The sequence below is a fragment of the Paenibacillus sp. SER-28 genome, assembly GCF_052906305.1.
The window spans coordinates 47,404-59,859 of record NZ_JBRECM010000007.1 but is presented as its reverse complement, the minus strand read 5'-3'; the positions used below and the strand labels follow the sequence as shown (position 1 = coordinate 59,859).

The window sequence follows — 12,456 nt, the reverse complement described above, 5'->3', positions numbered from 1 at the left end:
TTATAAACATATAATTATGTTAAAAAACACCGTCTATCCCCCAAGGAGATAAACGGAACAGCCTTTAGGATGAGCAGCAAGCCGATGAATCCGGTGCACAAGATGCTATCGGCTCCTCTTTATTCAGCCATTTTAAAATCTGCTTGGAGTCTGGCATACGCTCAAGAACGGCTTGAATTTGCGGCTTGTCGTCTACATTTAAGGAATAGTATACCCACTGACTTCGTCGTTCTTCTTTTACAATTCCTTGCGACTTTAATTTTCTCAAATGTTGGCTAATTGCTGGCTGCGACATATCAAAGATATCTACAAATTCGCAAACACACCATTCTCTTTCTCTTAGCAGGGAAAGCATAGCCAAGCGGGTCTTATCCCCCAGTAGCTTTAAATGATCGGCTACATAACCAAGTTGCTCCAATGTGTAACCTCCTTTCATTTATATAACTGTATGCTTATATACTAATGGAGTACGTTTTTAATATCAAGAACGATAATACTTATCCATTCACCAATTGCATAATCCAGTCTTTTATATCAACGATTCGCAGTGTTTTGGGGCGTGTATTCGTTCCGGAAATAATTAATGGGACAAGGGAATCTTTTTCATGCAGCGATCCATGAGCTCCCCCTCCGATGTGGGTGGGAGAACTTTCACCGACGAGTTCATATCCGGGTTGTACCGTGACGACAATATATCTTCCTTCATGTGAATACATAGCTCCGTGCAGCCTCGCCAAAACGTCTGGATATTTTCCATATTTGATCCGGTTGTTATTTATCGTAATATCCACAAGCTCTTCTTCGCCCGATAATGTCCACGATTGTCCATATTCATCGGTGTATTTTCCACCAGGATGATAAGAAAACAGCTTACCCTTTTTCCCCTTTGTAACATGAATATTGTTTTTACCATCTTTCATAGCGATAATGTCGAGCTTGTCCTCATTTTGTAAAAACTTCACCACATTCGATAACTCCACATCATCGTTTATGGCATAGATATAAGCCATCCGTTCATTAGCAGAAATCACGATTTGGTCATCGTTTCTTATTGGTTGATTTAATTTTGCAATCCGGTAATGATTCAAAAGCGACTTTAAATCAACCGTTGCTACCTGTCGATCATTATAAATAGCGCTTTGCGCACTGTCACCCATGACAATCCATGTCGCATTGTTTACAGCCTGTTCCCACGAACCATATGCATTCAACACTGTTTGCAGTGCTTGATCCGCTTTTTCGATTCCCTCCAGTTGAGTCGGGCCCTTTCTATGCGCCAAATTATCATTCTCTGGAAAGTATGTGATGGTTACGTCTGGAAGTTTCTTCTGACTTATTAGAAAAGCGGTATCTTTTGCGGAAAATTCGTCGTTCATCCCAAATTTTTTCCACAAAGGAGTATTCCAGCTATTTTTCGGATTCAATTGTGCCAGAGCTGCATAAGATAACCATTTAGGTCCTGTTACTATCATTTTTTCTGGCACCCTGTTGCTATTCGCTATGAAGTCAGGCACCTTTAAGGCATGTTTCGTTTTCCCTCTGAAGACAACAGCATTGATGGACGCGGATTCTTTACCTTTGTCAGCCAATTCCTCATGTATGGTTTTCGTTTTTTTGTTCAAATGAACTTGGTTTAATTGGTAAATTGCGTCTAAGAATACTTGCAGTTGGTCTATCTTCAAGGCTTCTTTGGCACCATTGCCGTAGAGAATCATGCGTTTCTTTTGGTCGCTGTACCAAACAAGTCCAGGCACATGATGTTGGTCTGCATACGTTCCCGTTAATAATGTACTGTCGATTGTCACAGACATCGTGGGAAATGAACTCACTACCTGCGGAAGATATTGCCCATGTTTCAGGAGATATTGCATTGCCGGTGCGCGGCCTGCTTGAATCGCGTCTTGCAAAGGCTTATCCATTAACGAATCAATCAAGATCACAATGACAGGTTTTTTGCTCATTTGATTTACTGTAATAGGTGGTTTCACACTCTGTTGTTTTAGTTGTTGACTGGAGTCCGCTCTACAGCCCAAGATCAACAACAATAAACTTAGCACTACTGCAATGGTAACTTTATTTTTCATGCCCATGTATGTGTCCCTTTCTTAGAAAAACTTGATCTTCTTATTTTTTTCTTGTACTTAAAATATTATTCCTGCATTGGATCATCGGGACAAAGGTATCTCATACAAGCAATTAAAGTTAGACCTCCATGAATTTTTTGGATCTAATAGGCCAAATTTAAGATCAAACTATTCAGGGAGGGAGCATGACCATGACTACGACAAACATAAACGAATACTCCATGCATTATATGGATTCCGGTGAAGGAATGGCCATCCTATTCATTCACCCTCCAGTACTCACAAGCTTAAATTTCACATACCAAATCCAAGGACTCTCGCCCCATTTTCGGACTATAGCTTTTGATATTAGAGGACACGGTAAAAGTCAGCCTTCCGAACAAACGGTTACTTACCCTCTCATCGCCCTGGATATTAAACATTTGATGGACCGGATGAGCCTTGATAAAGTATTTCTATGTGGATATTCTACCGGGGGCTCGATAGTACTTGAATTCCTCTTGACTTATCCAGATCGAGCATGGGGAGGCATTGTTATTAGTGGAATGTCGGAAGTAAACGAATGGCGACTAAGAAATAAAATTTCTTTGGGCATTGCTCTTTCCAAAATCGGCACAATCGGTACGATTGCCCTTTCTAATGCTTGGTCACAAACGAAACAGCTATCTTTATTCCGTAAGTTATTCAACGATGCGAAGCAGGGAAATCCCAGGAATGTCGAACAATATTATCGATACAGCTTGAATTACAACTGCACCTCACGGCTCGGGGAAATCCATCTTCCTGTCCTGCTCGTTTATGGTGAAAAAGATAAGCACTTTCATCCCTATGCCAAAATATTGCATCAACAATTACCAAATAGTGAGCTGGTTTTCCTTAAGAAAGCTGATCATCGCCTTCCTACGAAGGCCGCCGGATTATTGAATGAACTGATCAAGCAGTTCGTAGATCGGTTCAGCCTTTAAGGCAAATCCTACAGGATAATTCCACATACATATCTACATCCCACTTCTGTTACGTTAAGCGTCAAATAGCCCCCCACCTGTCAACATCCGTTGGCCATGACATGCGGCGGATGGGGCATTCCTTTCCGGACCCCGGCCGAAAGGCAGGAATCAGCACATTACATGCTGTTTTCTGCGCCATCGTCGCGCAACCTTACAAGAGTGTTAGGCAATTGTCATCTAGATCAATGGTATCAACCTAGCTGCTCCTCTATACTAATCCATTGATAGGATTATTTTTAAGGGGGAGTTGGCGTGAGGTTTTTTGAAATGCTGCTATTCTTTTCAAGTGCTTGTTTGTTGGCACTCCTGTTCATTATCAATCAACGTATCCGAAGACCAGCTTTGCTCCTGACAAGCGGAGCAGGCTCTATTTTTTTAGTGATACATTTGCTTGTCGAAGGATACAGGGTTCAGCTTTTATTTTTATACGGATTTACGATCCTGATGCTTATGCTTTCGCTTATAGACGTTTTCATAACGCTGAAAGTCGTTCGGACTGCCTCGCGAATCCGTAGGGTGCTGGGCCGCCTTTTTATCGTGATTGGGCTAATCGCAACGGCGTGCTTCCTCTATGTGTTTCCCGTATTCGACTTTCCGGCGCCAACCGGCGAGTTGAAGGTAGGCACGCAAGTCTTTCATTTCATCGATCCAAGCCGGGAGGAGACATTTGGCAAAACCGCGACAGGCAAAAGGGAATTGATGGTTCAGGTATGGTATCCGGCTCAAGCTGGCACCGACAAGTACGCTCCCTTTATTCCCGATACCCAGATTTTACGTTATATGGCCGCGGACTATGGCCTTCCTGAGTTTACTTTTCAACATCTGAAGTACGTATCCAGTCATGCTTATTCGGGGGCCGAAGTCTCTTCGGCACAGACTTCATACCCGCTGATCCTTGCGAATCCCGGCAATGGCTCTTCCAGGTTCCTCCACACGTCGCAAGCCGAAAATCTCGCGAGTCATGGATATATCGTGGCAGTGATCGACCACACCTACAATACCTTTGCAACCGAGTTTCCGGACGGGCGAATCACGACCAGCACAACCAACGACTTATTCTCGCCCGCCCATGATTACCAGACGAGTAGAGGAAATCGCGACAAGTTGGGAAAAGTTTTAACCGGCGATGTGGCGTTTGCGCTGGACCAATTCGAGCTCATCCAATCGGGGCAGATTACAAGTCATCTAAAAGGGAGGATTGATCTCGGTCATGTCGGGGTGTTCGGTCATTCCATCGGCGGAGCGACGGCCTATGACGCTTCTTACGATCCGCGAGTCACGGTTGGAATAGACCTTGATGGAGGGCTTTATCGACTGCGTGACAGAGACGGTCTGCGAAAGCCGTTTTTGTTCATCAACTCGGAAAGCTATTTCGAAAAATTAAAAATGGTGATGGATAACCGGGTCTACACGGATGCAGAGCTTAACCGTATGGGCTCAACAAGAGAGTGGGAGGATCAAGTAACGGAAGATAAAAAGTTGGAGCTTGAACGGATGCGCGAAGCGGTCAACGAAGGGGGACAAGTCCTCTATATCGAAAATACGGAGCACTTGAATTTTGCCGACGTACAGTTTATTTCTCCGATTTTCGAAATACTGGGCATTACAGGAAAGATTGCGCCCGAAAGAGCGAACTCCGTTATCAATGCCTATATGCTGGATTTCTTCGATAGGTATCTGAAAAATCAAGGCGGTATCTTAATGAAAGGACCGGATAGCCGCTTTCCGGAGGTGAAGTTCGTAACCTCGCTATTATAAATTACGGAACAGGCTACCGATTTTGATATGCTCCCCTTCAAGTAGGCAGGTTTAATAAATAAACCGCTACTTGAAGGGGAGTTTTCCTTTGTCTAAGAAGAACGCATACAATGCGATTGAGAAACTAGCCATCATACAGGAGTTAAAAGCAGGACAGAGCAGCCGTGTGGAAGTAGCCAAAAAACATAACATCAGCGTTACCACCTTAGTGAAATGGCGACATCGCTATGAGTTGTACGGAATGGGGAAGCGAAAGCTATGAGCAAGGGGCGGTCTACCAATCATCAGGAACGAATAGACAGTATCTTTGCCTGTATATTGTCCTGCTCATCAAAGCGAAAAATAATATATAATATTTTACACCATGTAAATATACAAATTATGCTAAAGTCATATATAGTTTGGTTAGGATAGGTATGTATTCGGAAGGAGTGTAAAAATGAAATGCTAAAGCGTATTCAGAATCTTTTTGTTATCCCTAACTACCCATTGTTCATGATCTGCATGTTATTGCAAGGCATGGCTATATCCATCAGCGCACCTTTTTTGGCTGTATATTTTACAAGTACACTTGGCGTATCTGTGGGAACCTTTGGTGTGTTTACAGCGGTAACTTTGATTTGTGGCATATGGATAAGCTCTCTGATTGCCAAACGTTCTGATACCGGATTAGATCGTAAACAAATTTTGGTGATTTGTACGTTATTTAATGCCATAGCCTTTGCAGGATATCTTGTAATCCAAAATTTTTATGTACTTTTTGTTTATATGACGATCTTTACGGCCATTGGTGCTCCTGGGATGCCGCAGTTATTTGCCAGTGCACGTGAAGCAGTAGATCGCAGTAAATCTGCGGATCACGCCTTTGCTAATTCAACACTTCGGTCTATGTTTTCTCTCGGCTTTATTACCGGGCCGCTTTTTGGTTCCTTTTTGATTGCACATACGGGCTTTAAAGGTATCTTTATGGGAACGACCTCTATTTTTGTTCTCATTGCTGCTCTTTTATTCTTTTTTATCCAGCAGCCTCCCGCTCAGCTTAAACATAAAAATCAACTTTCACTTCATAACATTACATTACATAAAAATATTGAGATTCTGATCCCTTTCTCAGTTCTTACTCTGCTCTATACGTCTCACTGGATGAATAGTTTAAATATTTCCTTGTTCATCATTCACAATTTAAAAGGTGACACAAGTGACGTTGCTCTAGTATCCAGTATTTGCGCCATTTTAGAAATACCTTTGATGCTTATGCTAGGCGTACTAGCAGCTAAATACTCCAACCGTTTGCTTATATTTTTAGGGGCATTAACAGGAGTTGTCTATTATATCCTTGTCCTTATGTCTACGGAGATGTGGCAGCTATTCGTGGGGCAACTTCTTCTAGCCTTCTTTGTTGCAGTGATTTCTGCCATTGGCATTAGTTACATGCAGGATTTGTTGCCCTCTCTTCCAGGGTACGCATCGACGCTATATTCCAATGCGACAACTATCGGAAGACTGGTGGGGAGCTTGATGGGCGGATTAACCGCTCAATGGATGGGTTACCGAAACACCTATTGGGTATGTTTGGCCCTAATCATCTGCTCCCTGGGTCTCCTGGCAATTTCGAAGAAATTAGAGTTTGAAAAATCTGCTGCTTTAAAAGAAAGGAATCACAGTATATAGACTGCGCCTTATTTTTCTATGGTGGAGAAATGACTCATAATTGTATCTGCCGCATGTCTGTACCCACCAGCCTGACGTAATGATTCGCCGATCACATGAGCCTGTTCTTTATAGGTCGGATGACTCAATACCTCTAATAAGGCAGCTCTCAAACTAGCGGGTGTAAGCTTATTTTTATCCACAACAACACCCGCTCCCAGTTCCTGCACCCGACTAGCTACGATCGGCTGATCCGATGTTAAAGGAATCATGACCTGCGGTACATTGTAATATAAGGCTTCACTTGTACTGTTCATCCCCGCATGTGTAACAAAAGCGTCCACATGCTGAAGCATTTCCAATTGCGGAATATAAGGCTTGATTATAAAATTGTCAGGGATACACGGGGCCAAGGGCTCCATGTCTGTATAATTGCCTGAAGACAGCACAAACTGCACAGGCAAATCGCGAAATGCTGCAAAACAAAGCTTATAAAATTCTAAGTCTTTATTCAAAATAGTACCCATCGAAATGTAAACCGCCTGTGGATGTAGAACACGAAGTTGTTCGAACGGGAAAGATGGAGCATCTTTACGCGGTACAATAGAAGGACCTGTAAAAATAAAACTGTGATCCAGTTTATCAGCTTGCGGTTGAAAATAGCGGCTTGTATAAACGATTCTTAAGCGCCCGCCATGAGGAGCAATCTTTTCTATAGCTGGAGCCTCAACCTGAAGCTCATTAGCTAGTTGATGCGTTATTTGCATCGTAGCCGTGTACAACTTCTTTACCTCCGGATCATTGTCATTCATGCCTTGCCCCGATCCCAATGGCTCTACGAAAGCAAAAGAAGCGATAGAGCACACAGCAGGGATTCCTAGCTTCTCAGCAATAATCGTGCCTCCCCAGCCCATCAAAGAATCATAGATTAAATAATCATAGGTTCTGTTTTCAATAACTCTCAAAACCTCTGGAATAATCGGAAGAATCATACCTTTTACCATCATGTACACAAATTGATAATGATGTTTGTATTCTGCTGGCTTTAAATCAGAGTCTTTAGAAAAAGCATCATCCACAAAAGGGTAGGTGATCATCTGTGCTCCTGTCTGTTGAATTCTCGTACGATATTCTTCCGTACACACATAGTCAACATCCTCCCCACTGTCTACCAACCTTTTTACTAATCCTAATGTCGGATTAACATGGCCTTCAGCTGGCGTGATCACTACTAACACACGTGCCATACCTTACACCTCCAAATCAATAATAAATTTCAATTTGAGATAAATGCACTTTTAACATAGCAAACATTTACCATATAAACAAGTATTTTCAATACCGAAAATCAAGTATGTATCCTCTACTCAAACTATTGAAATAAGCGAGGCTGAACGCTAGAAGCGCTTGCCCCGCTTAACCACTGAACATCAAATTTAAAGACGCCAATCCCAATGATCTGTCCCGCTCAGAACAGCTTCAACGGTGTACTGACTTGCTTCATCAGCGGTAAGCTGTTTGGCCCAAGATACACGCCCGCTACTTCCTGCACCTGGTCCAAAGTTGTCAAACTCTCCAAATCTTGCGGTCTGCTCATTGGATTCCTTGCCCCAATTGTTCCAGCCGCCCGGCTTGATATGGTCATCCATATAGGTCTTCAAAAAAGTAACATGAGCATAAGGGCGCCATGGCCGTCCAAGATCCACCTTGCCTGTCAAGCCATTTTCTGTTGTCAGACGACATTGAATAAATACAAAGCCAGGCTTGTTCTCTTCTGTTGAAGCTGCTGTCACATATCCAGCACGCAGGCTGTGTATGATCGAATTATCAAACACGGCAGGTGCATTGCCAAATATAAAATCTACACTACCACTGATGTAGCTGTCCTTAAAATACTGTCTGCCACGGTTCACAAGCAACGTATCCTGTAGGCCGGTAATTTTGACATTATGATACTTACCACGATCACCTTCGGCATATAACGCTACAGCCTGCACCTGCCCGGTTCCTTCTGTATTGGCAACCGTGACATTCTCCAACACAAAATCGGGACTTTGCACACGCATTGTATAGCTGTTGCTTGTTCCTAATTCTTTTCCATCCACCACCGTTTTGGCCGTATCATCAAAAGCAATGATCGTTTTGTCGCGATCTTCTCCGATAATACTCAGATTTTTTTTGGAGGAATTCACCTTTATTTTTTCACGATACGTACCGTTTTTGAGATGGATAACTGTCCTTGTGTTGCTGTCGTCAGGGACTGCGTCAATCGCTGCCTGGAGAGATGTAAAGTCAGCAGGGCCATAGGTCGCTACCACCACACTAGTGGGATGAGTTCCTCCTGAGTCTGTCAGGTTGCGGATGGTGACATTGCTGAATTCCGACGTATTGTAATTCCATACATCGTTTTGTTGTTTGGATGCATCGGTGGCCAACCCGAACAATAGCGGCTGATTATCCGGCACATCTATAACAGTTTCACCAACCTTCTCCCAGTTCGTCACACCATCTGCGGATACCCAGCCGGTAAGCTTTTGCCCTTGTCGTACCAGACGAACCGAATATGGCGTTGCAATAAACGTCTCCATTGACGCACGTTTCGTCTTGGCATCCGTTTGATCACGACTGATAAGAATACCCTGTTTGCCATATTTAACAAATGCTAAAGACATAAAGGCCATTTTTGATTCAGGCTTCAGCGATTCACGAATCATTACACCCGCTTCGGCATTATCATCCACCGGGGTAATTTGTTCCACACGGGCTGTAATTTCAGTGTCACCTTCCCATTTTTGATAAGCATAATGGAAAATATCTGCCTTACCGTCAACGTCTCCCGCTGACTTCAGTCGTATGCTGCTGCCGCTTGCATCTTCTTTTAAGACCTGAGTATGCCCTTTTATATAACCATCGTTGCCCTCAGAGCCAATCTCTTCGCTGAGCCAACTTCCCGACGGCGCAGTCGTATTGACGTGAATGGTAACAGGATTGGAAAATGCAGCAGTCCCCTTGCGGTCGATCACCCGTACAATAATATTATGGGTACCGTCTGTTACATGATTCCAATCGAGATGATAAGGCGCGGTCTCTACTTTACCAGCAAGTTTACCGTCAATGATAAATTCAACGTGAGCAATACCATCTTTGTCCTTGGCTGTTGCTGTTATGGTCGCATCACGGCCTGCTTCCAAAATATCGTTATGCTTTAGTGAACGTCCGTTTGCATCCGACACCTGAACGACGGCTTCTGGATTATCCACCTCATTTCCATTCGACAGCTTCTCAATAAGATCATTTAAATAGACCTCCAGATTCGTATAACCCTTGGCAAAATGAGCATACGCCCCTGTGCTGGCAAGCAATTGACCGTTACGATCATCCGCATTATTGGGGTCCAGCCCATGGGCACGTTCCCATTCATCCGGCATTCCATCATGGTCACTGTCAGAAAGCTCCGTCGTCGTTACGTTAGAATCGTCGTAAATCCACCCTGCTTCACGCGGAGAGTTAATAAATGCACCCGTTCCATTCTTCACATCATTCATAATTCGGGCGTCCACCGCATCTCTTCTTGGCAGCGTGGCTCCTGAGCCGGCAAGCACCTCCGTATATGCGGTTTGTGCATCTGTCGCTTGATATGGACCATACGCATCCGGTGAAATTCCGTTGTCGTATTCCCCTCTGACTTCAATCGGCTCCGCCAAACGGGTGGAAGGATCAATAATTGACCCAATAGATGTGCCAAGCTGCCAGTTGTCTTTCGTAACCGAGTCATTGCCGTACATGTAGTTACCACCAATAAAGATGCGTGTTTTATATTTTTCACTACCCACGTCTACAAAAATTTGACCGCGAACGTCCTCATATGTGTTGGGGCCATACTTATAATAGTTATTCAGCACATTATACGATCCTTCACCGCCACCGTATGAAGAGAAAAATCCCCAGTTATAAATGACATTATTGGTCATTTCCACAGCGTCGATTTGTTTTTTATCGGTTGGAAAACGCGGATTACGACTTGCATTGTGAGCCAACAAATTATGATGATAGGTGGAGTTTCGCCCGCCCCATATGCCGCCATAGCCGTGGCGACCTTTCTGATGCGTGGTCATTAGCATACTTTCGGACGCAATGGACCATTGTACCGTTGTATTGACGTTGTCATACAGGCTCAGTACCTCATCCACCGACCAGCTAAAGGAACAGTGATCAATCATTATGTTTTTATGGTATCTGGCTCCTAACGCGTCATCCTCACTGGGGTAACGGTCGGTCAATCGGAAACGCAGGTAACGGAGAATGACGTTATCTGCATCAATCCCTGTTGTGTAATCGCTTACAGTTATACCATCGCCAGGAGCTGTCTGACCCGCAACCGTCAGGTTGTTTCCCAAGATTTTAAGTGGCTCCTTGAGATGAATCGTTCCACCCACCCGGAATACGACCGTCCGATTATCGGAGCTGACCGCTGCACGAAGAGATCCGGGTATTATCTGTTCCCCTTTGCCGTAGTCTGCCAGCGTGGTAACCTCATACACTTCACCTCCGCGTCCACCGGTAACATATTTACCGCCACCCTCAGCCCCTGGAAAAGCCGGAATATCCGTCGCCACTTTTGACACCTTTGCGTTCTCTGTTCCTACCGCATTCTCCGCTTGGATTAGTGGTGGGCACAAGGTCAACAACAATGAACCCACAACCACATTACATAGCACCTTTTTCCATGTACGCTGCTTGCTCATATTCTGTTTCCTCCCTAAGATTTTCTTCCACATCAGCGCATATTTTTATAAAAACACGACCCGAGACGTTCAGAAGCGCCTTCACCTCCTTTCATCAATCTTTTCTGCTTTTATCATTGGCAGGTTGTCATATATACTGGTGGTATATGAATGCGCTTACTTATCTTAATTTGTAAAGGAAGAAGCACATGAATGAAATGAAAGAAGATAAATATGTCATTGGCGAACAACAATTCTCCATTCATCACATCTATCGTACCGGTTTCACAGTTATGCCCCGGCCTCATGTCCACGAGAACTATGAACTGTATCTCTTACTGCGAGGCGAACGCATCTATTTTATGAATGGCAAGGTATACACCGCTCGCAAGGGGGATCTAATATTCATCCTTCCTCATGACTTGCACTCTACCGCCAGTACACAATTGCAGGAAACAGAGCGCATTTTGATTCATTTTTCTCCGACGTTTCTCCCACAGCAGGATCATGACATTCTTGACCTGCCGCCATATCAGCAATCCGCGTTGCTTCGCTTACCTGCGAGAGAGCAAGTGGAGGTTGAACGTTTATTCCTACAGATGAATACCGAATGCAGGAATAAGCAGCCTCTGCATGACCGTTGTGTACAGCATTTACTGCTGGAAATGCTTATTCTGGTACACCGATCGGAAGCGATCGAGCGAAGTGAACCTGTTTCCTCTCATCCCATGCATCAGAAAATCACGGAAATTTCTTCTTTTATTCAGGATCATTACAATGAACCGTTAACTCTCGAACAAGTGGCCGCATGCTTCTTCATCAGTCCAGCTTACCTAAGCCGTATCTTTCTAAAGTTGACTGGTTTTCATTTCAGCGAATACATCCGCGTAGTGAGGGTCCGGGCGGCCCAAACAAGACTGCGAACCACCAAAGACAAAATCCAGCATATTGCAGAGGATGTCGGGTTCGGTCATGCTTCCCACTTTAATAAAATCTTTAAAAAAATAACCGGGCTCTCTCCTCTTCAGTACCGCAAGCAGGTTCGGTAGATATTCAGTGTAAAGAATTAGACGCCGACTTTATACATCCGCTCTTGTCTTGTTTTTCCATTTTTATATCCACTTGCTCTTTCATGGAACTAAAGACAAGCCGCTTTGGAATAAGTAAAATGCACAAAAAAACCATACTTCGCTGCAATGCATGCAACGAAGTATGGCTATTCAATAGTCATTT

The 12,456-nt window shown here is 43.9% G+C and carries 9 protein-coding genes; 5 read left to right on the top strand and 4 right to left on the bottom strand.

Annotated elements, in window-relative coordinates:
• Positions 1-64 precede the first annotated feature (64 nt).
• Entirely contained in the window at positions 65-418 is a 354-nt protein-coding gene (locus tag ACUYLD_RS17025) for an ArsR/SmtB family transcription factor (RefSeq protein ID WP_446675580.1), read from the bottom strand.
• 79 nt (positions 419-497) lie between these two features.
• Entirely contained in the window at positions 498-2,090 is a 1,593-nt protein-coding gene (locus ACUYLD_RS17020; protein WP_446675579.1) for an alkaline phosphatase family protein, read from the bottom strand.
• A 185-nt stretch (positions 2,091-2,275) separates the two neighbouring features.
• Between ACUYLD_RS17020 and ACUYLD_RS17015 the strand changes: the two genes are divergently transcribed.
• The 4 genes from ACUYLD_RS17015 to ACUYLD_RS17000 all read left to right on the top strand — a co-directional run bounded on the left by ACUYLD_RS17015 (position 2,276) and on the right by ACUYLD_RS17000 (position 6,520).
• Positions 2,276-3,049 carry an alpha/beta fold hydrolase gene (locus ACUYLD_RS17015; protein WP_446675578.1) on the top strand — a complete coding sequence of 258 codons (774 nt, stop codon included), beginning with the start codon at positions 2,276-2,278 and terminating at the stop codon, positions 3,047-3,049.
• A 294-nt stretch (positions 3,050-3,343) separates the two neighbouring features.
• Positions 3,344-4,849 carry an alpha/beta hydrolase family protein gene (locus ACUYLD_RS17010; protein ID WP_446675577.1) on the top strand — a complete coding sequence of 502 codons (1,506 nt, stop codon included), beginning with the start codon at positions 3,344-3,346 and terminating at the stop codon, positions 4,847-4,849.
• 88 nt (positions 4,850-4,937) lie between these two features.
• Positions 4,938-5,111: a helix-turn-helix domain-containing protein gene (locus tag ACUYLD_RS17005; protein ID WP_235306397.1), complete on the top strand. Its 174-nt coding sequence runs from the start codon at positions 4,938-4,940 to the stop codon at positions 5,109-5,111.
• Positions 5,112-5,293: 182 nt separating this feature from the next.
• The gene (locus ACUYLD_RS17000) at positions 5,294-6,520 is read left to right on the top strand and encodes a sugar efflux transporter (RefSeq protein WP_446675576.1); all 1,227 of its coding nucleotides are present in this window, start codon (positions 5,294-5,296) and stop codon (positions 6,518-6,520) included.
• An 8-nt stretch (positions 6,521-6,528) separates the two neighbouring features.
• On the opposite strand, the gene ACUYLD_RS16995 is transcribed toward ACUYLD_RS17000, so the two are convergent.
• Together ACUYLD_RS16995 and ACUYLD_RS16990 are read right to left on the bottom strand one after the other, a co-directional pair.
• Entirely contained in the window at positions 6,529-7,746 is a 1,218-nt protein-coding gene (locus ACUYLD_RS16995) for a macrolide family glycosyltransferase (protein WP_322161428.1), read from the bottom strand.
• 189 nt (positions 7,747-7,935) lie between these two features.
• A complete protein-coding gene (locus ACUYLD_RS16990; protein ID WP_446675575.1) occupies positions 7,936-11,244 on the bottom strand; it encodes a pectinesterase family protein in 3,309 nt (1,102 codons plus the stop codon).
• Between the two features lie 188 nt (positions 11,245-11,432).
• Between ACUYLD_RS16990 and ACUYLD_RS16985 the strand changes: the two genes are divergently transcribed.
• Positions 11,433-12,272, top strand: a complete 840-nt coding sequence (locus ACUYLD_RS16985) for a helix-turn-helix transcriptional regulator (RefSeq protein ID WP_023990412.1) — start codon at positions 11,433-11,435, stop codon at positions 12,270-12,272.
• Positions 12,273-12,456: the final 184 nt, after the last annotated feature.

Coding starts and splice junctions, on each gene's coding strand:
- ACUYLD_RS17020 (WP_446675579.1), bottom strand. CDS start 2,090: ATGGGCATGAAAAATAAAGTTACCATTGCAGTAGTGCTAAGTTTATTG.
- ACUYLD_RS17015 (WP_446675578.1), top strand. CDS start 2,276: ATGACTACGACAAACATAAACGAATACTCCATGCATTATATGGATTCC.
- ACUYLD_RS17000 (WP_446675576.1), top strand. CDS start 5,294: ATGCTAAAGCGTATTCAGAATCTTTTTGTTATCCCTAACTACCCATTG.
- ACUYLD_RS16995 (WP_322161428.1), bottom strand. CDS start 7,746: ATGGCACGTGTGTTAGTAGTGATCACGCCAGCTGAAGGCCATGTTAAT.
- ACUYLD_RS16990 (WP_446675575.1), bottom strand. CDS start 11,244: ATGAGCAAGCAGCGTACATGGAAAAAGGTGCTATGTAATGTGGTTGTG.
- ACUYLD_RS16985 (WP_023990412.1), top strand. CDS start 11,433: ATGAATGAAATGAAAGAAGATAAATATGTCATTGGCGAACAACAATTC.